This is a genomic window from Streptomyces sp. NBC_00726 (assembly GCF_045161735.1).
GTDB lineage: Bacteria > Actinomycetota > Actinomycetes > Streptomycetales > Streptomycetaceae > Streptomyces.
This window is the reverse complement of sequence record NZ_CP108983.1, coordinates 3,917,058-3,941,663: the sequence shown is the minus strand read 5'-3', so window position 1 is coordinate 3,941,663 and position 24,606 is coordinate 3,917,058. Positions and strand designations below refer to the sequence as shown.

Genomic DNA, 24,606 nt, shown 5'->3' with positions numbered 1-24,606 from the left:
GCGCTCTCCCCTGCCACGATAGGCGCCGCCTGTGACAACGCCGGACGGGCTTGACTTCCCGAGGGAAGACCAAGCCCGTCCGGCACCGTCGTACGGCCGTCTCCGGCTACCTCGCGAACGTCCCGGCCTGGCCCGCCAGGTCCAGGAAGTACTGCGGGGCCACACCCAGGACCACGGTCACGGCCACGCCGATCGCGATGGTGGTCATCGTCAGCGGGGACGGGACGGCGACCGTGGGGCCGTCCGCCTTCGGCTCGCTGAAGAACATCAGCACGATGACCCGGATGTAGAAGAACGCGGCGATCGCCGAGGAGATCACACCGACCACCACCAGGCCGCCCGCGCCGCCGTCCGCCGCCGCCTTGAACACCGCGAACTTCCCGGAGAAGCCCGAGGTCAGCGGGATACCGGCGAAGGCCAGCAGGAACACCGCGAAGACCGCGGCGACCAGCGGCGAGCGGCGGCCGAGCCCGGCCCACTTCGACAGGTGCGTCGCCTCGCCGCCCGCGTCCCGTACCAGCGTGACCACGGCGAAGGCGCCGACCGTCACGAAGGAGTACGTGCCGAGGTAGAAGAGGACGGACGAGATGCCGTCGGGGGTGGCCGCGATCACACCGGCCAGGATGAACCCGGCGTGCGCGATCGAGGAGTAGGCCAGCAGCCGCTTGATGTCGGTCTGCGTGATCGCGACGACCGCGCCGCCCACCATCGTGACGATCGCGACGCCCCACATGACCGGCCGCAGATCCCAGGTGAGCCCGGGCAGCACCACGTACAGCAGGCGCAGCAGCGCGCCGAACGCGGCGACCTTGGTGGCGGCGGCCATGAAGCCGGTGACCGGGGTCGGGGCGCCCTGGTAGACGTCCGGGGTCCACATGTGGAACGGGACGGCGCCGACCTTGAAGAGCAGGCCGGTCAGGATCATCGCGCCGCCGATGAGCAGCAGCGCGTCGTTGCCCATGGTGTCGGCGAGCGCCGGGTCGATCTTCTGGATCGAGCCGTCGACCACGGTCGCGATCCTGGCGTACGAGACGGAGCCCGCGTAGCCGTAGAGGAGGGCGATCCCGAACAGCAGGAACGCCGAGGAGAACGCGCCGAGCAGGAAGTACTTCACGGCCGACTCCTGCGACATCAGCCGCTTGCGGCGGGCGACGGCGCACAGGAGATACAGCGGGAGGGAGAAGACCTCCAGGGCCACGAACAGCGTCAGCAGGTCGTTGGCCGCCGGGAAGACCAGCATGCCGGCCACCGAGAAGAGGACGAGCGGGAAGACCTCGGTGGTGGTGAACCCGGCCCGGACCGCGGCCTTCTCGCTGTCGCTGCCGGGCACCGACGCGGCCTGCGCCGCGAAGGAGTCCACGCGGTTTCCGTGCGACTCGGGGTCGAGCCGCCGTTCGGCGAACGTGAAGACCGCCACCAGGGACGTCAGCAGGATGACGCCCTGGAGGAACAGGGCCGGTCCGTCGACCGCGACGGCGCCCATCGCGGCGATGTGCGCCTTGGTCGTCCCGTAACCGCCGGCCGCGAGGCCGACCACCGCGGCGAACGCGGCGACCAGCGCGACGACGGTCAGGAAGACCTGGGTGTGATAGCGGGCCCGGCGCGGCACGAACGCCTCGACCAGGACGCCGATGACGGCGACGCCGATCACGATCAGGACCGGGGTCAGCTGGGTGTACTCGATGACCGGGGCCGTGAACTTCTCGTCCGGTGCGGCGGATGTCACCCCGCCCGCCGTCGTCCACAGGCTGTGGACAGCTGTTGCGCTCACTTGGCGGCCTCCACCTCGGGCTGGGGGTCCTTCTTCTGTACGTCCGACATGGTGTGCCGCACCGCCGGGTTGACGATGTCCGTCAGCGGCTTCGGGTAGACACCGAGGAAGAGCAGTAGCGCGATCAGCGGGACGACCACCACGAGCTCACGGGCCTTGAGGTCCGCCATGCCCTGCACCTCGGCCTTGACCGGGCCGGTCATGGTGCGCTGGTAGAGGACCAGGACGTAGATCGCGGCGAGCACGATGCCGGTGGTGGCGATGATGCCGACCGCCGGATACGCGGCGAACGCGCCGACCAGGACCAGGAACTCGCTGACGAACGGGGCGAGCCCCGGCAGCGACAGCGTGGCCAGGCCGCCGATCAGGAAGGTGCCGGCCAGGACCGGGGCCACCTTCTGCACCCCGCCGTAGTCGGCGATCAGGCGCGAGCCGCGCCGGCTGATCAGGAAGCCCGCGACCAGCATCAGCGCGGCCGTCGAGATGCCGTGGTTGACCATGTACAGCGTCGCGCCCGACTGGCCCTGGCTGGTCATCGCGAAGATGCCCAGGATGATGAAGCCGAAGTGCGAGAGGGACGCGTAGGCGATCAACCGCTTGATGTCGCGCTGGCCGACCGCGAGCAGCGCTCCGTACACGATGCTGATCAGCGCGAGCACCAGGATCACCGGCGTCGCCCACTTGCTGGCCTCGGGGAAGAGCTGGAGGCAGAAGCGGAGCATCGCGAACGTGCCGACCTTGTCGACCACGGCGGTGATCAGCACGGCGACCGGGGCGGTCGCCTCACCCATGGCGTTGGGCAGCCAGGTGTGCAGCGGCCACAGCGGGGCCTTCACCGCGAAGGCGAAGAAGAACCCGAGGAACAGCCACCGCTCGGTGCCGGTCGCCATGGAGAACGTGCCGTTGGCCCGGGCCTCGGCGATCTCGGAGAGCGAGAACGAGCCCGCGACCACGTACAGGCCGATCACCGCGGCCAGCATGATGAGGCCGCCGACCAGGTTGTAGAGGAGGAACTTCACCGCCGCGTACGAGCGCTGGGCCGCCGCGTTCTCGTCGCTGCCGGTGTGCGCCCGGTCCCCGAAGCCGCCGATGAGGAAGTACATCGGGATGAGCATGGCTTCGAACAGGATGTAGAAGAGGAAGACGTCGGTGGCCTCGAAGGAGAGGATCACCATCGCTTCGACCATCAGGATCAGGGCGAAGAAGCCCTGAGTGGGGCGCCAGCGCGAGGAGTTCGTCTCCAGGGGGTCGGCGTCGTGCCAGCCGGCCAGGATGACGAACGGGATCAGCAGGGCGGTGAGCGCCATGAGCGCGATGCCGATGCCGTCGACGCCCAGTTCGTAGCGGACGCCGAAGTCCTTGATCCAGGCATGCGATTCGGTGAGCTGGTAGGGGGTCCCCCCGGTCGAACCGAGTTGAGACTGGGGGAGGCTGCCGCCGGGCTCGAAGCGGGCGAGCGCGATGCCCGCCAGGACGAGCGTGCCCAGTGAGAAGGCCAGCGCCAGCCATTTGGCGGCGGTGCGCCGGGCGGCCGGGACGGCGGCGGTGGCCACCGCGCCGATCGCCGGAAGCGCCGCCGTCGCTGTCAGGAGGGGAAAGGACATGATCAGACCGCCCTCATCAGCAGGGTCGCGGCGATGAGAACCGCCGTACCGCCGAACATCGAGACCGCGTAGGAGCGGGCGTAGCCGTTCTGCAGCTTGCGCAGCCGGCCGGAGAGCCCGCCCATGGACGCGGCCGTGCCGTTGACGACGCCGTCGACCAGGGTGTGGTCCACGTAGACCAGGGAACGGGTCAGGTGCTCGCCGCCCCGGACCAGGACCACGTGGTTGAAGTCGTCCTGGAGGAGATCGCGGCGCGCGGCGCGGGTGAGCAGCGAGCCGCGCGGGGCGGTCACCGGCACCGGCTTGCGGCCGTACATCGCCCAGGCGATGGCGACACCGATGACGAGCGCCACCATGGTGGCCGCGGTGACGGTCGACGCGCCGATCGGGGCGTCGCCGTGGTCGTGGCCGGTCACCGGCTCCAGCCAGTGCAGGAAGCGGTCGCCGATCGAGAAGAAGCCACCGGCGAAGACCGAGCCGAAGGCCAGCACGATCATCGGGATCGTCATGGAGTTCGGGGACTCGTGCGGGTGCGGCTCGTGGCCCTCCGCGTCGGGCTGCCAGCGCTTCTCACCGAAGAAGGTCATGATCATCACGCGCGTCATGTAGAACGCGGTGATCGCGGCGCCGAGCAGGGCCACCGAGCCGAGGATCCAGCCCTCGGTACCGCCCTTGGCGAACGCCGCCTCGATGATCTTGTCCTTGGAGAAGAAGCCGGAGAGGCCGGGGAAGCCGATGATCGCGAGGTAGCCGAGGCCGAAGGTGATGAAGGTGACCGGCATGTACTTCCGCAGGCCGCCGAACTTCCGCATGTCCACCTCGTCGTTCATGCCGTGCATGACCGAACCGGCGCCGAGGAAGAGCCCGGCCTTGAAGAAGCCGTGCGTCACCAGGTGCATGATCGCGAAGACGTAGCCGATGGGGCCGAGCCCGGCGGCCAGGATCATATAGCCGATCTGCGACATCGTGGAGCCGGCGAGGGCCTTCTTGATGTCGTCCTTCGCGCAACCGACGATCGCACCGAACAGCAGCGTGACCGCGCCGACGACCACGACGACCAGCTGGGCGTCCGGGGCGGCGTTGAAGATCGCGCCGGAGCGGACGATCAGATAGACACCGGCGGTGACCATGGTCGCGGCGTGGATGAGGGCGGAGACCGGGGTCGGGCCCTCCATCGCGTCACCGAGCCAGGACTGAAGCGGCACCTGGGCGGACTTGCCGCAGGCGGCGAGCAGCAGCATCAGGCCGATCGCCGTCAGCTTGCCCTCGCTCGTCTCCCCGGTCGCCTCCAGGACGGGTCCGTACGCGAACGTGCCGAAGGTGGTGAACATCAGCATGATCGCGATCGACAGGCCCATGTCGCCGACGCGGTTGACCAGGAACGCCTTCTTGGCGGCGGTCGCCGCGCTGGGCTTGTGCTGCCAGAAGCCGATGAGCAGGTACGAGGCGAGGCCGACGCCCTCCCAGCCGACGTACAGCAGCAGGTAGTTGTCGGCGATTACCAGGATCAGCATCGCCGCCAGGAACAGATTCAGATAGCCGAAGAAGCGGCGCCGGCGCTCGTCGTGCTCCATGTAGCCGATCGAGTAGATGTGGATCAGCGTGCCCACACCGGTGATCAGCAGGACGAAGGTCATCGACAGCTGGTCGAGCTGGAAGGCCACATCGGCCTGGAAGCCCTCGACCGGAATCCAGCTGAACAGCTTCTGGTGCAGCGCCCGGTCCTCGGCGCCCTTCCCGAGCATGTCGGTGAAGAGCACCACGGCCACGACGAACGAGGCTGCGGCGAGCAGGGTGCCGAGCCAGTGCCCGGCGCGGTCGAGGCGGCGGCCGCCGCACAGCAGCACCGCCGCTCCGAGCAGGGGCGCCGCGACGAGCAGCGCAATCAGGTTCTCCACAGTGCAAACGCCCCTTACAGCTTCATCAGGCTGGCGTCATCGACCGAGGCCGAGTGGCGGGAACGGAACAGCGACACGATGATCGCGAGCCCGACCACGACCTCCGCGGCGGCGACGACCATCGTGAAGAAGGCGATGATCTGGCCGTCGAGATTGCCGTGCATCCGGGAGAAGGTCACGAACGCGAGATTGCAGGCGTTGAGCATCAGCTCCACGCACATGAACACCACGATCGCGTTCCGCCGGATCAGGACCCCGGCCGCGCCGATGGTGAACAGCAGGGCGGCGAGATAGAGGTAGTTGACCGGATTCACTTGGCGACCTCCTCTTCTTCGGTGTCCCGGCCCAGCCGCTCACCGGAGCGCTGCTCCAGTGCCTTGAGGCCGGCCAGTGATTCCTGGGACACGTCACGCATCTGGCCGCGCTTGCGCAGCGTGCTCATGACGGTCAGCTCGGACGGGGTGCCGTCGGGGAGCAGGCCCGCGATGTCGACCGCGTTGTGCCGGGCGTAGACGCCGGGGGCGGGCAGCGGCGGGAGGTGGTTGCTCCGCACGCGGTCCTCGGACATCTCCCGCTGGGTCTTGGCCCGTTCGGTGCGCTCGCGATGCGTGAGCACCATCGCGCCGACGGTCGCGGTGATCAGCAGCGCGCCGGTGATCTCGAAGGCGAAGACGTACTTGGTGAAGATGAGGCTGGCGAGCCCCTCCACGTTTCCGCCGTGCACGGTGTTGGCGGTGCCCAGGCCGTTGAAGCTCTTCAGCGAGGCGTTGCCGATACCGGCGATCAGCAGGACGCCGAAGCCGATGCCGCAGCCGGCGGCCAGCCGGCGCTGGCCCTTCAGGGTCTCCTTCAGCGAGTCCGCCGCCGTGACGCCGACGAGCATGACCACGAAGAGGAACAGCATCATGATCGCGCCGGTGTAGACGACGATCTGGACGATGCCGAGGAAGTACGCGCCGTTGGCGAGGTAGAACACCGCGAGGATGATCATCGTCCCGGCGAGGCTCAGCGCGCTGTGCACGGCCTTCTTCATGAGCACCGTGGACAGGGCGCCGATCACGGCGACCGTGCCGAGTACCCAGAACTGGAACGCCTCGCCGGTCGAGGTCTGCGAGGCCGCTGCGGCCAGGCCGGTCATGCGTCCACCTCCTGCGAAGCGTCGTTGCCCCGGGCCTCGTCGGACGGCTTCTCGCCCTTGGAGACGGCGAGCTGACGCTCCGTACCGGGGGCGGCCTCGGTGACCAGGCCCCGGTAGTAGTCCTGCTCGTCCATGCCGGGGAAGATCGCGTGCGGGCTGTCGACCATGCCTTCCTCCAGGCCCGCGAGCAGCTCGTCCTTGGTGTAGATGAGGCTTTCGCGGGTGGTGTTGGCGAGCTCGAACTCATTGGTCATCGTGAGCGCCCGGGTCGGGCACGCCTCGATGCACAGTCCGCAGAGGATGCAGCGCGCGTAGTTGATCTGGTAGACGCGGCCGTAGCGCTCACCCGGGGAGTAGCGCTCCTCCTCGGTGTTGTCCGCGCCCTCCACGTAGATCGCGTCGGCGGGACAGGCCCAGGCGCACAGCTCGCAGCCGACGCACTTCTCCAGCCCGTCCGGATGGCGGTTGAGCTGGTGGCGGCCGTGGAAGCGGGGCGCCGTCACCTTCGGCGTCTCCGGATACTGCTCGGTGAGCCGCTTCTTGAACATGGCCTTGAAGGTCACGCCGAAGCCGGCCACCGGGTTGAGGAACTTGTCCTCCGAGGACTGGGAGGACTGGGAGGACTGCGACGCCGTCGACCCCGTCGGGCCGGTGGATTTCGCCGGCCTCCTGGACCCCGGCGAATCAGGCAGTTCAGACACCGTCGGCCTCCTTTCCGTCACTCGGGTTTCCGTCACTCTGAGTATCCACCCCGCCACTGACAACGAGCTCCCGCTCGCGTCGCGGCCTGCGCCGGGGCACCGGCGGCAGGGTCTGTCCGGGCAGCGGCGGCACCGGGAATCCGCCCGCCATCGGGTCGAACGCCGGCTCGGGCCCGGCCTGTTCGGCGGCGGCCTTGTCCTTCTTGTCGCGGAAGATGTCGGCGACGAAGGAGATCAGCAGCACCGCGATCACGGCACCGGCCACGTAGAGCAGGATCCTGGAGAAGTCGTAGCCCTCGTTGCGCAGCGCCCGTACGGTCGCGACCAGCATCAGCCAGACGACGGAGACCGGGATCAGGACCTTCCAGCCGAGCTTCATCAGCTGGTCGTAGCGGACGCGGGGCAGCGTGCCGCGCAGCCAGATGAAGAAGAACAGCAGCAGCTGGACCTTGAGGACGAACCAGAGCATCGGCCACCAGCCGTGGTTCGCGCCCTCCCAGAAGGTGCTGACCGGCCACGGGGCCCGCCAGCCGCCCAGGAACAGGGTCGTGGAGACGGCCGAGACGGTGACCATGTTGACGTACTCGGCGAGCATGAACATCGCGAACTTGATGGACGAGTACTCGGTGTTGAAGCCGCCGACCAGGTCGCCCTCGGACTCCGGCATGTCGAACGGGGCCCGGTTGGTCTCACCGACCATCGTGACGATGTAGATGATGAAGGAGACCGGCAGCAGGATGATGAACCAGCGGTCCTGCTGCGCCTCCACGATCTTCGACGTCGACATCGACCCGGAGTAGAGGAACACCGAGGCGAACGCGGCGCCCATGGCGATCTCGTACGAGATCATCTGCGCGCAGGACCGGAGCCCGCCGAGCAGCGGGTACGTCGATCCGGACGACCAGCCGGCCAGCACGATGCCGTAGATGCCGACCGAGGCGACCGCGAGGATGTACAGCATCGCGATCGGCAGGTCGGTGAGCTGCATCGCCGTACGGTGCCCGAAGATCGAGACCTCGTTGTCCGAGGGCCCGAAGGGGATCACCGCGATGGCCATGAAGGCGGGGATGGCGGCGACGATCGGCGCGAGGACGTAGACGACCTTGTCCGCCCGCTTGACGATGACGTCTTCCTTCAGCATCAGCTTGATGCCGTCGGCGAGCGACTGGAGCATGCCCCAGGGGCCGTGCCGGTTGGGGCCGATGCGCAGCTGCATCCAGGCGACGACCTTGCGCTCCCACACGATGGAGAAGAGCACGGTCACCATCAGGAACGCGAAGCAGAAGACGGCCTTGATGACGACGAGCCACCAGGGGTCGTTGCCGAACATCGACAGGTCCTCGGCGGCGAGCACCGAACCGTGCGGTGCCGCGGCCAGTTGAGCGAAGGCGGTCACGCCCGCACCTCCGGTGTGACGTCGGGAGTACCGGCAGCGGCGGGGCCGATCCGGACCAGGCCGCCGGGGCGGGCCCCGGTCGTGGCCGGCACGCCCCGCCCGGCCGAGTTCAGCGGCACCCAGACCACGCGATCCGGCATGTCGGTGACCCGGAGCGGGAGTTCGACGCTGCCGGCCGGGCCGGACACCGCCAGCGGGTCGCCGTCCTTGACCCCGGTCTCCGCGGCCGTGGCGGCCGACAGCCGGGCCACCGCCTCGTGCCGGGTCCCGGCGAGCGCGGTGTCGCCCTCCTGGAGGCGGCCCAGGTCGAGCAGCATCCGGTGGCCGGCCAGGATCGCCTCGCCGTCGCCGGGCCGGGGCAGCGGCTGCGCGGAGACGCGCGGGTCGTCCGCGTACCCGCCCTGCCAGCCGCCCAGGCGGTCCAGCTCGCGGCGGGCGGCCCTCAGGTCCGGCAGCGCGAAATGCACGTCCATCACATCGGCCAGCATGTACAGCACCCGCGCATCGCCCGGGGCCAGGTTCCGCGTCATCTGGTCGGGCTTCAGCGCGGCCTCGAACATCCGCGCCCGGCCCTCCCAGTTGAGGAAGGTCCCGGACTTCTCGGCGACCGCGGCCACCGGGAACACCACGTCGGCGCGGTCGGTGACCTCGCTCGGCCGGAGTTCGAGGGAGACCAGGAAGCCGACCCGGTCCAGGGCCTCCAGGGCCCGCGCCGGGTCCGGCAGGTCCTCGGTCCCGACGCCGGCGACGACCAGCGCGCCCAGCTCACCGGTGGCCGCGGCCTCGATGATCTGGCCGGTGTCGCGGCCGAAGCGGGACGGGAGTTCGGCGACGCCCCACGCGGCGGCGACCTCGTCCCGGGCGCGCGGGTCGGTGGCCGGGCGGCCGCCGGGCAGCAGCGACGGGAGCGCGCCCGCCTCCACCGCGCCGCGTTCGCCCGCCCGGCGCGGAATCCACACCAGCCGGGCCCCTGTCGCGGTCGCGGCCCGGACCGCGGCGGTCAGCCCGCCGGGCACCCCGGCCAGCCGCTCGCCGACCACGATCAGCGCGCCCTCACCGCGCAGCGCCTCGGCCGCGGCGGCGCCTTCGCCCTCCAGGCCGACACCGCCCGCGATGGCGTCCAGCCACTCGGTTTCGGTGCCGGGCGCGGCGGGAAGCAGCGCGCCGCCGGCCTTGGCCAGGCCCCGGGTGGCGTGCGAGGCGACGGAGAAGGTGCGCTGCCCGTGCTTGCGGTGGGCCTTGCGCAGCCGCAGGAAGACCCCGGGGGCCTCCTCCTCCGACTCGAACCCGACCAGCAGCACGGCCGGCGCCTTCTCCAGCGAGGTGTACGTGACACCGCCGCCGTCCAGGTCCTTGCCGCGCCCCGCGACCCGGGCGGCCAGGAAGTCGGCCTCCTCGCCGCTGTGGACCCGGGCCCGGAAGTCGATGTCGTTGGTGTCCAGGGCGATCCGCGCGAACTTGCTGTACGCGTACGCGTCCTCGACGGTCAGCCGGCCGCCGGTGAGGACGCCGGTCCGGCCGCGCGCGGCGGACAGGCCCTCGGCCGCGGCGGCCAGGGCCTCGGGCCAGCTCGCCGGTTCCAGCTCGCCGGACTCGCCCCGGACGAGCGGGGTGGTGAGGCGGTCGCGCTGCTGGGCGTAACGGAAGCCGAAGCGGCCCTTGTCGCAGAGCCACTCCTCGTTGACCTCGGGCTCGTTGGCCGCGAGGCGGCGCATGACCTTGCCGCGCCGGTGGTCGGTGCGGGTGGCGCAGCCGCCGGCGCAGTGCTCGCACACCGAGGGCGTCGACACCAGGTCGAAGGGGCGGGAGCGGAATCGGTACGCCGCCGAGGTGAGCGCCCCGACCGGGCAGATCTGGATGGTGTTCCCGGAAAAGTACGACTGGAACGGGTCGCCCTCGCCGGTGCCGACCTGCTGGAGCGCGCCGCGCTCGATCAGCTCGATCATCGGGTCGCCGGCCACCTGGTTGGAGAACCGGGTGCAGCGCGCGCAGAGCACGCAGCGCTCACGGTCCAGCAGCACCTGGGTGGAGATCGGCACGGGCTTCTCGTACGTCCGCTTCTTTCCGTCGAAGCGGGAGTCCGGGTCGCCGTGCGACATGGCCTGGTTCTGGAGCGGGCACTCGCCGCCCTTGTCGCAGACCGGGCAGTCCAGCGGGTGGTTGATGAGCAGCAGCTCCATCACACCGCGCTGCGCCTTGTCGGCGACGGGCGAGGTGATCTGCGACTTGACGACCATGCCGTCGGTGCAGGTGATGGTGCAGGACGCCATCGGCTTGCGCTGGCCCTCGACCTCGACGATGCACTGGCGGCAGGCGCCGGCCGGGTCGAGGAGGGGGTGGTCGCAGAACCGGGGGATCTCGATGCCGAGGAGTTCGGCGGCGCGGATGACCAGGGTGCCCTTGGGCACGCTGATCTCGATGCCGTCGATGGTCAGCGTGACCAGGTCCTCGGGCGGGATCGCCGCTTCGCCGCCCCCGGAGGGCGCACTCGTGGTGACTGTCATGCGTTCACCCCCTGGTGAGCGTTCTTGTCGTCGGCCCAGAGGGTCGACTTGGCGGGATCGAAGGGGCAGCCCTTGCCGGTGATGTGCTGCTCGTACTCCTCGCGGAAGTACTTCAGCGAGGAGAAGATCGGCGAGGCGGCGCCGTCGCCGAGGGCGCAGAACGACTTGCCGTTGATGTTGTCGGCGATGTCGTTGAGCTTGTCGAGGTCGGACATCTGGCCCTTGCCGGCCTCGATGTCGCGGAGCAGCTGGACGAGCCAGTAGGTGCCCTCGCGGCAGGGGGTGCACTTGCCGCAGGACTCGTGCGCGTAGAACTCGGTCCAGCGGGTGACGGCCCGGACCACGCAGGTCGTCTCGTCGAAGCACTGGAGCGCCTTGGTGCCGAGCATGGACCCGGCCGCGCCGACGCCCTCGTAGTCGAGGGGCACATCGAGGTGTTCCTCGGTGAACATCGGCGTGGAGGAGCCGCCGGGGGTCCAGAACTTGAGGCGGTGGCCGGGGCGCATGCCGCCGCTCATGTCGAGCAGCTGGCGCAGCGTGATGCCGAGCGGCGCCTCGTACTGGCCGGGGCCCGCGACATGGCCGCTGAGCGAGTAGAGCGTGAAGCCCGGGGACTTCTCGCTGCCCATCGACTTGAACCAGTCCTTGCCCTTGTTCAGGATCGCGGGAACCGAGGCGATGGACTCGACGTTGTTCACCACAGTGGGGCAGGCGTACAGACCGGCGACCGCGGGGAAGGGGGGACGCAGCCGGGGCTGGCCACGCCGTCCTTCGAGAGAGTCGAGCAGCGCGGTTTCCTCACCACAGATGTACGCACCGGCGCCCGCGTGCACCGTGAGTTCCAGATCGAGCCCTGAACCCAGGATGTTCGTCCCCAGATATCCCGCCTCGTACGCCTCTCGAACGGCCTCGTGCAACCGTCGCAGTACGGGGACGACCTCACCGCGCAAGTAGATGAACGCGTGCGACGACCGGATCGCGTAACAGGCGATCACGATGCCCTCGATGAGGCTGTGCGGGTTGGCGAAGAGGAGCGGGATGTCCTTGCAGGTCCCCGGCTCCGACTCGTCGGCGTTGACAACCAGATAGTGCGGCTTGCCGTCCCCCTGCGGGATGAACTGCCACTTCATGCCGGTGGGGAAGCCGGCGCCGCCGCGTCCGCGCAGACCGGAGTCCTTGACGTACGCGATGAGGTCGTCCGGGGACATGGCGAGGGCCTTGCGCAGTCCCTCGTAGCCCTCGTGGCGGCGGTAGGTGTCCAGGGTCCAGGATTCCGGCTGGTCCCAGAAGGCGGACAGGACGGGCGCGAGCAGCTTCTCGGGGCTGGTCCCGTTCTGGTTGAGTTCGGTGGCCACCGTCATCACTCCCCCTCCTCGGCGGCGGGTCCTGCCGGGTGGTCGCCGGGCGTCTCGCCGCGCGGGCCCACCACCCGGGCCTGCGGTGCGGCCTCGCCCTTGGCCAGCTTGAGGCCGATGAGCGAGGCGTGGCCGGCGCCGCCGGTGGCCTCGACGGCGCCGGGGCGCTCGTCGGGGAAGCCGGCGAGGATGCGCGCGGTGTCCTTGTACGTGCACAGGGGCGCGCCGCGGGTGGGTTCGACGGTGCGGCCGGCGATGAGGTCGTCCACCAGCTGGGTGGCGCTCTCCGGGGTCTGGTTGTCGAAGAACTCCCAGTTGACCATCACGACGGGCGCGAAGTCGCAGGCGGCGTTGCACTCGATGTGTTCGAGGGTGACCTTGCCGTCCGCTGTGGTCATATCCGGCTGGCCGTTTCCGACACCGAGGTGTTCCTTCAGCCGGTCGAAGATCGCGTCGCCGCCCATCACCGCGCAGAGCGTGTTGGTGCAGACGCCGACCTGGTAGTCGCCGCTCGGCTTGCGCCGGTACATCGTGTAGAAGGTGGCGACCGCGGTGACCTCGGCGGTGGTGAGGCCGAGCAGCTCGGCGCAGAAGGCCATGCCCGTACGCGAGACGTACCCCTCCTCGGACTGCACGAGGTGCAGCAGCGGCAGCAGCGCGGAGCGGCTGCCGGGGTAGCGGGCGATCACCTCCTTCGCATCCGCTTCGAGCCTGGCGCGCACCTCGGCCGGGTAGGCGGGGGCGGGGAGCTGCGGCATCCCCAGACTGACTTCCTGACGTGCTTCGGTCACCGGTCGACGCCTCCCATCACGGGGTCGATGGATGCGACGGCGACGATGACGTCGGCGACCTGGCCGCCCTCGCACATCGCCGCCATGGCCTGGAGGTTGGTGAAGGACGGGTCACGGAAGTGGACCCGGTAGGGGCGGGTTCCGCCGTCCGAGACGACGTGCACGCCGAGTTCGCCCTTGGGGGACTCGACTGCGGTGTACGCCTGTCCGACGGGGACCCGGAAGCCCTCGGTCACCAGCTTGAAGTGGTGGATCAGGGCCTCCATGGAGGTGCCCATGATCTTCTTGATGTGGTCCAGCGAGTTGCCCAGGCCGTCCGGGCCGAGCGCGAGCTGAGCGGGCCAGGCGATCTTCTTGTCGCCGACCATGACCGGTCCGGGTTCGAGCCGGTCGATGCACTGCTCGATGATCCGCAGCGACTGGCGCATCTCCTCAAGGCGGATGAGGAAGCGGCCGTAGGCGTCGCAGCTGTCGGCGGTGGGGACCTCGAAGTCGTAGGTCTCGTAGCCGCAGTACGGGTCGGTCTTGCGCAGGTCGTGCGGGAGGCCGGCCGAGCGCAGGATCGGGCCGGTGGCGCCGAGGGCCATGCAGCCGGTGAGGTCGAGATAGCCGACGTCCTGCATGCGGGCCTTGAAGATGGGGTTGCCGGTGGCGAGCGCGTCGTACTCCGGCAGGTTCTTCTTCATGGTCTTCACGAACTCGCGCAGCTGGTCGACCGCGCCCGGGGGCAGGTCCTGGGCGAGGCCGCCGGGGCGGACGAACGCGTGGTTCATGCGGAGCCCGGTGATCAGCTCGAAGAGGTCGAGCACCAGCTCCCGGTCGCGGAAGCCGTAGATCATGATCGTGGTGGCGCCCAGCTCCATGCCGCCGGTGGCGATGCACACCAGGTGCGAGGAGAGCCGGTTGAGCTCCATCAGGAGCACGCGCAGGACGGTGGCCCGGTCGGGGATCTGGTCCTCGATGCCGAGCAGCTTCTCGACGCCCAGGCAGTAGGCCGTCTCGTTGAAGAACGGCGTCAGGTAGTCCATGCGCGTGACGAAGGTGGTGCCCTGCGTCCAGCTGCGGAATTCGAGGTTCTTCTCGATGCCGGTGTGGAGGTAGCCGATGCCGCAGCGGGCCTCGGTGACGGTCTCGCCGTCGATCTCCAGGATGAGCCGGAGCACGCCGTGCGTGGACGGGTGCTGCGGGCCCATGTTGACGATGATGCGTTCGTCGTCGGAGGCGGCGGCGTTCTCTACGATCTCGTCCCAGTCGCCGCCGGTGACCGTATATACAGTCCCCTCGGTGGTCGCTCGGGGTGTCGCGTGGGGAGTGGTCATCAGGAGTACGACCTCCGCTGGTCCGGAGCCGGGATCTGGGCGCCCTTGTACTCGACGGCGATGCCGCCGAGCGGGTAGTCCTTGCGCTGCGGGAAGCCCTGCCAGTCGTCCGGCATCATGATCCGGGTCAGGGCGGGGTGCCCGTCGAAGACGAGCCCGAAGAAGTCGTACGCCTCGCGCTCGTGCCAGTCGTTGGTCGGGTAGACCGGGACCAGCGAGGGCAGGTGCCGGTCGTCGTCCGGTGTGGAGACCTCGACGCGGATCAGCCGGCCGTGGGTGATCGAGCGCAGGTGGTAGACCGCGTGCAGCTCGCGGCCCTTGTCGCCGGGGAAGTGGACCCCGCTCACCCCCGTGCACAGCTCGAAGCGCAGGGCCGGGTCGTCGCGCAGCGTCTTCGCGACGGTGACCAGGTGCTCGCGGGCGATGTGGAAGGTGAGCTCGTCCCGGTCGACCACCGTCTTCTCGATGGCGTTCTCGGGGAGGAGGTCCTGTTCCTCCAGGGCGCCTTCGAGCTCGTCGGCGACTTCGTCGAACCAGCCGCCGTAGGGGCGGGAGGAGGCGCCGGGGAGGGCGACGGTACGGACCAGGCCGCCGTAGCCGGAGGTGTCGCCGCCGTTGTCGGCGCCGAACATGCCCTTGCGTACGCCGATGACCTCGCCGTGCTCGTCGCGCGGGGCGGGGACGGCTGAGCCGTTCTGCTCGTCGCTCATCGCAGGAGCCCCTTCATCTCGATGAGGGGCAGGGCGTTGAGCGCCGCTTCCTCCGCCTCGCGGGCGGCTTCCTCGGCGTTGACCCCGAGTTTGGAGCCCTGGATCTTCTGGTGCAGCTTGAGGATCGCGTCCATCAGCATCTCGGGCCGCGGTGGGCAGCCCGGCAAATAAATATCAACCGGGACAATGTGATCAACACCCTGAACAATGGCGTAATTGTTGAACATTCCGCCCGATGATGCGCAAACCCCCATGGAGATGACCCACTTGGGGTTCGGCATCTGGTCGTAGACCTGCCGCAGGACGGGCGCCATCTTCTGGCTCACCCGCCCGGCCACGATCATCAGGTCCGCCTGCCGCGGCGAGCCGCGGAAGACCTCCATGCCGAACCGGGCCAGGTCGTAACGGCCTGCCCCGGTGGTCATCATCTCGATGGCGCAGCAGGCGAGGCCGAAGGTCGCCGGGAAGACGGAGGACTTCCGCACCCAGCCGGCCGCCTGCTCGACGGTGGTCAGAACGAAGCCGCTCGGCAGCTTCTCTTCGAGTCCCATGGTGTGCCCCTCAGCCCCTCAGTCCCATTCCAGACCGCCGCGCCGCCACACATACGCGTAGGCGACGAAGACGGTGAGCACGAAGAGCAGCATCTCCACGAGCCCGAAGATCCCCAGGGCGTCGAAGCTGACCGCCCAGGGATAGAGGAAGACGATCTCGATGTCGAAGACGATGAAGAGCATCGCCGTCAGGTAGTACTTGATGGGAAAGCGGCCGCCTCCGGCCGGCGTGGGTGTGGGTTCGATACCGCACTCGTACGCTTCGAGCTTTGCCCGGTTGTACCGCTTGGGGCCGATAAGCGTGGCCATGACCACGGAGAAGATCGCAAACCCTGCCCCGAGGGCGCCGAGCACGAGGATGGGCGCGTAGGCATTCACGCTCCTCGCTCCTTCCAGTCGTCCTTGACCGTTGGACCGCATCGGGCGAACCGGCTCCCCGCCTCACCAAGATCGTGCACATGTGAGGCAGTTCACAAGCCCGACTGCCCCGCATCCTATGCCCGCCGTCCTGTGATCTGCGACACGGGGGTCACCAACGTCTTTGTGATCTCCACCACCTGACGAACGATCATGAAGTCGGATGAGCGGTGATCTTCGTACACGAAGCGGCCGAGTGATCACGAGAGGTGACATCTACTACCGTTGTCGCTGGTCACAGGGGTGTTGCACTATCAAGCCACGGCGCCGCACGCAAAATTGGCGGTGGACACGATCGGGTGATAAAGGGATCTGCCCCACTCTGGGGTCGTGCGGGCCGGGATGGGGCAGCCGGGGGCGGCCGAGGGCGGAGGCCGGACCGGATCGCTCACGCGAGGGTTCACACGGACCACATGTGAGCTGCGTCACTCGGCATCAGCCGTTATAGAAGCGGGCTTGGCCAACAGTGTGAACGGATGGTAAGCGACGGGCAATTCGGGCGTATTACAGAAACCCCGTGATCACAGCCATGATCACGGCTGCCCGATTTGCCCGTTACGGCGTCAATAAAGGCCACCAGAAAGCGGATTCACAGATTCCGGACGTAACTGTGTCGCAACACACGTTTCTTGATGGGACCCCGCGCGCCCTGATAGCGCTAGTACCCATGTCCCACACCGCTCACATACCCAGCCACCGGAAGCCCCGCCGAAACGCCTCGACGTCGGCGCTGCGGGCCGGAGTTGCCGGTGGCGTCCTCAGCACCATCGCGGTCGCGGGTGCCGCGGGCCCGGCCCAGGCCGAACCGGTCACCCAGACGATCGAGATGCCCACCATCACGGCGGGACTCTCCACCACCGTCGCCGCCTCCGCCGAGGCGACGCAGCAGATCGCCCAGGACCTGGAGACGCAGGCCCAGGAGGACGCCGCGGCCAGCAGCGCCGCCAAGGACGCCAAGAAGGCCAAGGCCGAGGCCGTCCGCAAGGCCGAGGCCAAGAAGAAGGCCGAGGCGGCCGCCAAGGCCAAGGCGGAGGCCGCCGAGCGCGCCTCCCGGGCCGCCGAGCGCACCACGCTCCAGCCGGCCACCGGCTCCTCGTCGTCCGGCACCACCACCGCCGCCACGACCTCGTACTCCTCCAACGCCACCGGCTCCGCGGCCTCCGTCGTCGCGTTCGCCCGGGCGCAGGTCGGCGACGCGTACGTGTCCGGCGGCACCGGCCCCAACTCGTGGGACTGCTCGGGCCTGGTCCAGGCCGCGTTCCGCACCGTGGGCGTCGACCTGCCGCGCGTCTCGCAGAGCCAGTCGACCGCCGGCACCCAGGTCTCGCTGAGCAACCTCCAGCCGGGCGACATCCTGTACTGGGGCGGCGCGGGCAGCGCGTACCACGTCGGGATCTACGTGGGCGGCGGCCAGTTCGTCGGTGCGCAGAACTCCTCCACCGGTGTGGTGCAGCGCCCGCTGGACTACGACATGCCGACCGGCGCGGTCCGCGTCCTCTAGGACCGCTCCCGCGTTCACGGATTCACAAGCGTCTCGGCGCACTTCGCAGGGCCGTCGCTCCCCCGCTCGGGAGCGACGGCCCTGCGGCGTTTCCCGCAGTACCCGCCCCGTGGCCCGCTGCCGGCGGAATCACGGAAAGGCGCCACCACCCCGCCGGTCGCCATGGACATCGCGGACCGGCCGGACACCGGCCGCCTGCGCTTGTGAACCGGCGCGAACAGCTACTCGGCGGTCTCGATCAACAGGTCGACCGGCTCCGGCCCGGCGCCCGCCACCGTGATCCGGTCCAACGAGGCCACCCGGACGACAGGCCCTTCCAGCGCGTCGGGCCAGGCCGCGCCCGCGTCCGTCACCGCGATCAGCCGCATGCCCGCGGCGAGTCCGGCAGCAGCGCCGGACGGGGCGTCTTCGATCACCACGCACTGTGCGCTGGTCACTCCCAGCTCGGCGGCCGCCCGCAGATAGGGTTCGGGATCCGGTTTGCCCCGGACCACGTCGTCGGCGGTGATCATGGTCTTGGGGGTCGGCAGGCCCGCGGCGCGCAGCCGGCCGCGCGCCACCGGACCGGAACCGGAGGTGACCACCGCCCACTGGCGTTCGTCGAGCCGTTCGATCAGTTCGGCGGCTCCGGGACAGGGCCGGCAGCCGTGGAACTCGGTGAGCTGCCAGTGCTGCATGAGCGCGACCTGTTCGCCGGGATCGGACGACGGGACCAGCTCCGCCGCCAGCTCCGCCTCCCGTCTGCCGTGCGCCGTCCGGTGCACCAGCGCCCGGTCGAGCCGGTGCAGATCGGCCCACCGGTCCAACAGCCTGCTGATCAGCGGCATGGAGTCGACCAGGACACCGTCCAGGTCGAACAGCACGGCCCGAGCCGTCCATCGTTGCTGCCCGGTCACATCGGCTCCTCTGCTCAGAAGGTGTCGGGTATCCATGCCTCGCGCGGCACGATCGCGGCGTCCAGCAGGTCGATCTCACGGTCCTCGCCCCAGGCCCGGCCGAAGTCCCGGCCCCGGCGCATCGACATCGCGCCGGCGTACCAGGACGCCAGCGAGCCCTCGGTGCACCACACGGCAGGCGTACCGCCGGTCTTGACCGACACCCGTCCGCCGGAGAAGTCCAGGGTGTACGCCCGGACCGAGTCGTCTGCGAACTTCACCTCCAGACAGACCGAGGCTTCGACGGCGGTGGACCAGCCGCGGGCCTCCAACGCTCGCCGAACGTCGAGGATCTTGAAAATGACCGGGTATCTGCCCTGTTCGACCAGGGTGTACTGCGGCAGCTCCCAGAGCGCGTACGGGGCGCGGGACAGCACGGAGCGCCTGAACTCGATCTCCCGCACCTGGAGCGCCCTGGTGCTCAGCATGTCCAACGCGCCGGGGATGTGCTCGGCGTGATCGGCCCAGAAATCGTGCACGACGACACGGAAACCCCAGGGCTGGACCGGCTCCTCGGTGAAGGACGCGAAGGCGACCAACTCGCCCTCCCTGCGCACGCCCAGCGTGTGCAGGGACGGGGTGCACCGCTGCTTCCAGGCGTCCCACCAGTCCGGCCGGCGCAGCGGCCCGTCCCAGCGAGGAGCCAGCCGCTGGTGGAGCGCGCGGCACTCCTGCGTGGTGGGCAGCACCGGCTCGAAGGACCGGTCCGCTACCGGAATCTCGGACGGGCGGACGGTGAAGGCCGAGCCGATGGCCCCTACCTCCCAGCCCCAGCTCCGGTACATGCCGGTGGCGGGGCTCCAGCCGGAGGTGACGGCGGCGCCGCACTCCTCCTTCAGCCAGGCGAGTTTGCTCTGCATGATCCGCCTGCCGAGCCGTTCACCGCGGGCCCAGGGAGCCACCGCCAGCCAGGCGGTGCCCCCGGAGGGAACCGCCCGCCCGCCGAAGTACTGGTCGAAGGCGAAGACAAGGCCGCCGCCGACGATCTCCCCGCCCTTGGTGGCCACCTTTCCGTGCCCCTCGCGCAGCAGTGTCTCCGGCTCGTACGGTGATTTGCCGAAGGACCGCCGCATGTGCACCAGCGCGGCGTTCAGCTCGTCCTCGCCCGCCATGGGCCGGATCTCGTACCCGCTCATCGTGGTCACTCCTCAACCCGAGCCGACTGCCGGCCGGACGCCGGCGAAATACTCCGCGGCCGACTCGCAGACGAAGTCGATGTCGTTCGCGCCGAGGTCCGGCCTGATCGGCAGGCACAGATTCTGTGAGGCGAGTGCCTCCGCGACCGGGAACGCTCCGGCACGACCACCCAGTGGGGCGAAGGCCGGCTGTAGGTGCAGTGGTGCCGGGTATCGCACCACGGCGTCGATCCCCCTGCTCTGGAGGTGGTCCACCAGTCCGTCGCGCACCTGCTGCGACTCGGTGCGCAGCTGGAACAGGTGGTAGACGTGTTCGCCGGGTGCGCCGGGTGCCTGGAACGACACCGGCAGGCCGGTCAGCCGCTCCCGGTATGCGGCGGCCACCTCGACGCGGGCCGCGTTCCACCGGTCGAGCCGGTCGAGCTTCTCCGTCAGCAGGCACGCGTGCAGTGCGTCCAGCCGCGAGTTGTAGCCGAGCAGCTCGTGCTGGTTCTGCCGGGACTGGCCGAAGTTGCGCAGCAGCCGCAGCCTGGCAGCGGTGTCCGCGTCGGCGCTGGTGACCGCGCCGCCGTCACCAGCGGCGGCCAGGTTCTTGGCCGGTGCGAAGCTCCAGCAGCCGGCTGCCGACGTGGTGCCGACCCGGACGCCGGCGAACCGGGCGCCCGTGGCCTGCGCGCAGTCCTCGATCAGCTCGGCCCCCGACCGGCGGCACAACTCGGCGGCGGCGGACACATCCACGCTGCGGCCGAAGAGGTGCACCACGATGACGGCCTTCGTCCTCGCGGTCATGGCGGCGGCCACCTGGTCCAGATCGATCAGGAAGTCCTGCTCCCCGCAGTCGACCAGAACGGGGGTGGCGCCGAGCCGGACGATCGCCTGGAGCGTCGCGTGGAAGCTGTTCGCGACCGTCACGACCTCGTCGCCCGGCCCGATGCCCAGGGCGTCGAGCGCGAGCACCAGTGCGTCCGTCCCGGAGTTGAAGCCGACGGTGTGCCCGACGCCGAGGTAGTCGGAGAACGACCGCTCGAAGCGTTCGACCTCCGGGCCCAGGACGTACTCGCCGGAGAGAAGGATGCGCCGGAGCGCCGGCAGCGTCACCGTGTCGATGTCGGGGAACTGGTCGGCGTAGTTGTACTTCGGTACGCGGTATTTCGAGGGGTTGGTCATGGCACCGGCCTTCCCTTCACCCGGCCTGGAGCTGCGGCTCGGGCCGGTACCAGCGGTCCGAGCCGGCCAGCAGATAGCGCTCGATCAGCAGGGTGAGTTCGGAGACGATCCGGTCCCGCAGGCCCGGAAGGCCGCGTGCCGCGAGCACGGCGTCCAGCTCGGCGCGGATGTCGTGGAACTCCTCGGTCTCGAAGACGTAATGGCCCGAGATGACGGCGCGTTCGTAGTCGGTCGCGGGCGTGTCCGCCCTCATCCACTTGGCCCACTTGCCCGAATCGAAGGCAAGCGCGAGGAACCGCTCCGTCGCCTTGGTGAGCTGGAACTCCCCGAGAAGCCGGAGCACCACCCGGGTCTCGGCGGTGCCGAACTCGGGTGCGACGTTGGCCGAGTGGACTCCGGCCCGGGCCAGCGCGCCGATGTCGGCCGGATTCAGGTAGTCGCAGTTGTGTGCCTTGAGCAGGGTCCCCCGCTCCCGGCAGGTCTCGGCGAAGGCGGCGATCCGGGCCCTGACCGCGTCCCGGGACTCCGGCTTCAGGAAGGCACCGGTGTTGGACAGCTCCTGCACCTTGGTGCCGGTCTGGGCCACGACGAAGACCGGGCCGGCGAGACCGCGTCCCATGATCTCGGCCCACACCTCGTCGAGCTGCGAGGCGAACTGCTCCGGGTCATTGGCCTCCACCCCCTGCGGCTCGAAACCGATCTCGAAGCGGATGGCGCGCTGTGCCTCGTCGGCGGCTGCCGCACAGCGCTCGTAGAGCGACACCAGACGGCGTGCGGCCGGGGCGAACGGCGCCTCACCCGACCGTTCCACCGAGGAGTCGATGTGCAGAATGTCGAAGCCGGCCCGGATGTCGTTCCGGAAGGATTCCATGCAGGAGTCCAGCGCTTCGTCCTCGGCCGTCAGCGACCGCTCGGAAGGGTGCTGCCACGGACCGCCGTGGTCCCGGCACAGCAGGGCCAGCCGCCGCGGGTCGCGGGCACGCACGTACTCGGCGAACTCATCGGTCGACCAGCCCAGGTAGCCGCCGCCGAAGCGCTCGGCGTCCACCTGGGAACGGCTGGGTATCAGCATGATCCTGCTCCCGCAGCGGTACGCGGCGGAGAGGGCAGCGTCGACCGTGTTCCGTGACACGGGGCCGATGCCGAGGAAGGGGAGTTGCTCCCTGTCGGAAGGGGAACGGTGCACGTTCTTCTCCTCAGAGGTGTCAGAGGTGCTTGCCGAGCTGAGTGCCGAGCGGCGAACCCGGCTGTTCGCCGCTGTATTTGCCGAGGTCCCCGATGGGGGAGCCGGAGTCGGCGGGCCAGGTGCACCACGGGAAGACATCCAGCGCGGGGGGCCGGTCGGCGGTGTCGGGCGCGGTGCGCTCGTGGTGGAGATGGAGCAGGCCGGTATCGAACCGCTCCAGCCCGCCGTACAGTTCCGCGCGCCAGGCGAAGTCGTTGTCCTCGCCGCCCCAGCCCTCAAGGCGCTCGTCCATCCCGGCCATCCGGTCGAACAGGGCTCGGCGGACCCAGACGCAGCCGCCCGGCGTCCGGTGCAGGTAGGTCCCCCGTAGCTCCTCGACGTCCGCACCGGTCCGGTCCGGCCCGCAGCGCCGCTCCACAGCCAGGTCGCTGCTGGGGCCGTCGGCGAACAGAACGTGCTGGTAAGGCCAGTGGCCCTGGAGGGTGTCATCCTCGAAACGGGCGATGGAGCGGGAGAGGAAGCCGGGTTCGAGCAACAGGTCACCGTCCAGGACGCAGACCAGTTCGTCGGGTCCACCGCCGTGCACCACACCGCAGTTGACCGTCCACGCCTTGTTGAAACGACCCGGCGCATACGCGAAGACGTAGCTGTCCGCGTACGGGCCGAAGACAGACTTCCAGCGCGGCCGTGTGTCGGACTCGACGATGACCACACGGTACTGGTCTCTGGGCAGATCCTGGTCGTTGAGCGAGGCCAGGCAGGCGGCGAGATTGCGAGCCCGTCCGTCGTCGGCGCCCGCGGACCGGAACGGGACGACGATGGTCGCCAGGACCGGACCGGCTGCCGGGCGGCGGCGGGAGCTGTCGATTCCCGCGAGAATCCGTTCCGTGGAGAGCGGGATGACAGGCGGCCGCTCGGTGACGTCCGCGCCGACGTGCGCACTGATCCTGGCGGTCTGCCGCAGTGCGCGAACCGTGTCCGTCAGAGCCGCGGCGGTCGCCCGGTCCTCGTCCAGCATCGTGGCGGTCGCCTCGGTGAGCGCACGGAACGAGGTGAGGTCCCGCGGTGCGGCGGCCAGGGCGTCGATCAGGGGCGCGAGGTGCGCCCCGCCCAGTTCGCGGTACTGGGCGACCGCTGCCGCGTAGTCGCCGCGGCACCACTGCCACATCCCCCACGCGGTGCTCTGCGCTACGGGATCGGCGCTCAGCACGACGCAGCCGGCCAGCCGGCGGGCCAGTAGGTGTGACCCGGAGCCGCCGTCGGCATCACGAAGGACCATCGCGGTCTTCGCCTCCTTCTCAACGATCGGTGACCAGCCCGCGCTGGCTGGACAGGACGGTGCAGCCGCCGGCCGCGACCAGCACGCCGACCGCGAGGAGCACGAGCCGGGGGCCGACCTCGTAGAGCGCGCCGACCAGAACCGGCGCGATACCGAAGGCGACCGCACCGGTCATCTGGAACACGGACATGTAACTGCCGCGCATCGCTTCCGGCGCGTGTGCGGCGACGGCCGCGTTGCCGGCGGGCACGCACAGCATCTCGCCGACGCTGTAGACGACGACGGCCGCGATCAGCATGGTCAGCACCGCCGTACGGCCGACCTCGGCGGCCAACGCCAGCAGCACACTGGTGACGATGAAACAGGCGGCGCCGATCGCCATGGTCCGGGTGCGGCGCTGCTTGCGTACGAGGTGGGTGACGGGCAGTTGGAACACGAACAGCAGCAGGTAGTTGACGCAGGTGGCGGCCATGACCCACCAGACCGGCAGATCCAGCGACCTGACGAGGTAGAGCGACAGGAAGCTGCTCGGCAGCGTCCAGGCCGTGGCGATCAGAGCCTGGCCGGCCAGCAGTCTCAGAAAGCCGCGGTCCCGCAGTACATGGCGGAAGCCGCCTCGCGGGACCGCGTCCGCCGCCGCGGTCCGCCCCCGTTGCAGGTGCCGCCTCGGCAGGGACAGTGTGAGCACGGCCGAGGCCAGCGAGGTGGCCGCGTTGACGACCACCAGGGCGTCGAGCGAGCCCGGAGCCGAACCCGAACCCGCCAGGAACACTCCGCTTGCCAGGGCGCCCAGGCCGAGACTGCCCGACCCGGCGGCCTGCATCAGCGCGTACCAGGCATCCAGCCGGCCGGGACCGGCGATCGCGGCGATCAGTGTGGGCCAGGCCGCGTAGTACATCCGGTCCCCCGCCATCACGGCGAACACCGCAAGGAAGAGGCTGGCGTAGCCGCCGACGAGGGGATAGGCCAGAAAGCCGGCCGCGGTCACCACATTGCTCAGCACCGCGATGTTGCGGGGACCGAACCGGTCGGTGGCGGCCCCGGCCACCGGCGCCAGTGCCAGTGCGGTGAGGGTCGCCGCGCTGGTCGCGGCGCCGACGCCTGCCACCGGAAGACCGGTGGTGACAGTGAAGTAGTAGAGGGACAGGGGCAGGAACAGGCCGACCCCGAGGGTGTCCACCGCTGCCGCCACCACGATCCTGCGGTGTTTGCCGACCTCGGGTAACGACCTCGACAACACCCTGAAC

Annotated in this window: 21 protein-coding genes; 1 reads left to right on the top strand and 20 read right to left on the bottom strand. The window is 69.6% G+C overall.

Translation table 11 applies throughout. From position 1 onward, the window contains the following. Positions 1-106: 106 nt before the first annotated feature. From nuoN to OG338_RS17615, 14 genes are read right to left on the bottom strand one after another with little or no spacing between them, the layout of a single operon-like run. Entirely contained in the window at positions 107-1,771 is a 1,665-nt protein-coding gene (gene nuoN / locus OG338_RS17680; protein ID WP_405938251.1) for an NADH-quinone oxidoreductase subunit NuoN, read from the bottom strand. Next, positions 1,768-3,375, bottom strand: coding sequence for an NADH-quinone oxidoreductase subunit M (locus OG338_RS17675; RefSeq protein WP_405938250.1), 1,608 nt, complete (start codon positions 3,373-3,375; stop codon positions 1,768-1,770). The genes nuoN and OG338_RS17675 overlap by 4 nt, the downstream gene beginning before the upstream one ends. Before the next feature lie 2 nt (positions 3,376-3,377). Further along, positions 3,378-5,273: an NADH-quinone oxidoreductase subunit L gene (nuoL, locus tag OG338_RS17670; RefSeq protein ID WP_405938249.1), complete on the bottom strand. Its 1,896-nt coding sequence runs from the start codon at positions 5,271-5,273 to the stop codon at positions 3,378-3,380. A 14-nt stretch (positions 5,274-5,287) separates the two neighbouring features. After that, on the bottom strand, positions 5,288-5,587 hold the full coding sequence (nuoK, locus tag OG338_RS17665; RefSeq protein ID WP_018101339.1) for an NADH-quinone oxidoreductase subunit NuoK: 300 nt from the start codon (positions 5,585-5,587) through the stop codon (positions 5,288-5,290). After that, on the bottom strand, positions 5,584-6,411 hold the full coding sequence (locus tag OG338_RS17660) for an NADH-quinone oxidoreductase subunit J (RefSeq protein WP_405938248.1): 828 nt from the start codon (positions 6,409-6,411) through the stop codon (positions 5,584-5,586). The genes nuoK and OG338_RS17660 overlap by 4 nt, the downstream gene beginning before the upstream one ends. Continuing rightward, complete coding sequence (gene nuoI, locus OG338_RS17655) at positions 6,408-7,112, bottom strand: NADH-quinone oxidoreductase subunit NuoI (protein WP_405938247.1); 705 nt, start codon at positions 7,110-7,112, stop codon at positions 6,408-6,410. The genes OG338_RS17660 and nuoI overlap by 4 nt, the downstream gene beginning before the upstream one ends. Beyond that, entirely contained in the window at positions 7,105-8,508 is a 1,404-nt protein-coding gene (gene nuoH / locus OG338_RS17650; protein WP_405938246.1) for an NADH-quinone oxidoreductase subunit NuoH, read from the bottom strand. The genes nuoI and nuoH overlap by 8 nt, the downstream gene beginning before the upstream one ends. Then, positions 8,505-11,012 (bottom strand): NADH-quinone oxidoreductase subunit G, encoded by a 2,508-nt coding sequence (locus OG338_RS17645; RefSeq protein WP_405938245.1) that lies wholly within the window; start codon positions 11,010-11,012, stop codon positions 8,505-8,507. Before OG338_RS17645 ends, nuoH begins: the two co-directional genes overlap by 4 nt. Beyond that, entirely contained in the window at positions 11,009-12,376 is a 1,368-nt protein-coding gene (gene nuoF / locus OG338_RS17640) for an NADH-quinone oxidoreductase subunit NuoF (RefSeq protein ID WP_405938244.1), read from the bottom strand. Before nuoF ends, OG338_RS17645 begins: the two co-directional genes overlap by 4 nt. Then, complete coding sequence (gene nuoE / locus OG338_RS17635) at positions 12,373-13,125, bottom strand: NADH-quinone oxidoreductase subunit NuoE (protein ID WP_405938243.1); 753 nt, start codon at positions 13,123-13,125, stop codon at positions 12,373-12,375. Before nuoE ends, nuoF begins: the two co-directional genes overlap by 4 nt. A 29-nt stretch (positions 13,126-13,154) precedes the next feature. Further along, positions 13,155-14,477: an NADH-quinone oxidoreductase subunit D gene (locus tag OG338_RS17630; RefSeq protein ID WP_405938242.1), complete on the bottom strand. Its 1,323-nt coding sequence runs from the start codon at positions 14,475-14,477 to the stop codon at positions 13,155-13,157. Next, positions 14,477-15,187, bottom strand: a complete 711-nt coding sequence (locus OG338_RS17625; protein ID WP_405938241.1) for an NADH-quinone oxidoreductase subunit C — start codon at positions 15,185-15,187, stop codon at positions 14,477-14,479. Before OG338_RS17625 ends, OG338_RS17630 begins: the two co-directional genes overlap by 1 nt. After that, positions 15,184-15,738, bottom strand: coding sequence for an NADH-quinone oxidoreductase subunit B family protein (locus tag OG338_RS17620; protein ID WP_073964532.1), 555 nt, complete (start codon positions 15,736-15,738; stop codon positions 15,184-15,186). The genes OG338_RS17625 and OG338_RS17620 overlap by 4 nt, the downstream gene beginning before the upstream one ends. A gap of 18 nt (positions 15,739-15,756) precedes the next feature. Then, positions 15,757-16,116 (bottom strand): NADH-quinone oxidoreductase subunit A, encoded by a 360-nt coding sequence (locus tag OG338_RS17615; protein ID WP_003967084.1) that lies wholly within the window; start codon positions 16,114-16,116, stop codon positions 15,757-15,759. Positions 16,117-16,822: 706 nt separating this feature from the next. On the opposite strand from OG338_RS17615, the gene OG338_RS17610 reads away from it, so the two are divergent. Beyond that, entirely contained in the window at positions 16,823-17,656 is an 834-nt protein-coding gene (locus OG338_RS17610) for a C40 family peptidase (protein ID WP_405938240.1), read from the top strand. 221 nt (positions 17,657-17,877) lie between these two features. Here OG338_RS17610 and OG338_RS17605 read toward each other — a convergent pair whose 3' ends face one another. The 6 genes from OG338_RS17605 to OG338_RS17580 form a co-directional block, all read right to left on the bottom strand. Next, the gene (locus OG338_RS17605; RefSeq protein WP_405938239.1) at positions 17,878-18,552 is read right to left on the bottom strand and encodes an HAD-IA family hydrolase; all 675 of its coding nucleotides are present in this window, start codon (positions 18,550-18,552) and stop codon (positions 17,878-17,880) included. A gap of 14 nt (positions 18,553-18,566) precedes the next feature. Beyond that, entirely contained in the window at positions 18,567-19,727 is a 1,161-nt protein-coding gene (locus OG338_RS17600) for an enhanced intracellular survival protein Eis (protein WP_405938238.1), read from the bottom strand. A gap of 12 nt (positions 19,728-19,739) precedes the next feature. Next, positions 19,740-20,894, bottom strand: a complete 1,155-nt coding sequence (locus OG338_RS17595) for a DegT/DnrJ/EryC1/StrS family aminotransferase (protein ID WP_405938237.1) — start codon at positions 20,892-20,894, stop codon at positions 19,740-19,742. Positions 20,895-20,910: 16 nt separating this feature from the next. After that, complete coding sequence (locus OG338_RS17590) at positions 20,911-22,026, bottom strand: class II D-tagatose-bisphosphate aldolase non-catalytic subunit (protein ID WP_405940453.1); 1,116 nt, start codon at positions 22,024-22,026, stop codon at positions 20,911-20,913. Between the two features lie 73 nt (positions 22,027-22,099). Beyond that, positions 22,100-23,359 (bottom strand): glycosyltransferase, encoded by a 1,260-nt coding sequence (locus OG338_RS17585; RefSeq protein ID WP_405938236.1) that lies wholly within the window; start codon positions 23,357-23,359, stop codon positions 22,100-22,102. 19 nt (positions 23,360-23,378) lie between these two features. After that, positions 23,379-24,596, bottom strand: coding sequence for an MFS transporter (locus OG338_RS17580; RefSeq protein WP_405938235.1), 1,218 nt, complete (start codon positions 24,594-24,596; stop codon positions 23,379-23,381). Between the last annotated feature and the right edge of the window lie 10 nt (positions 24,597-24,606).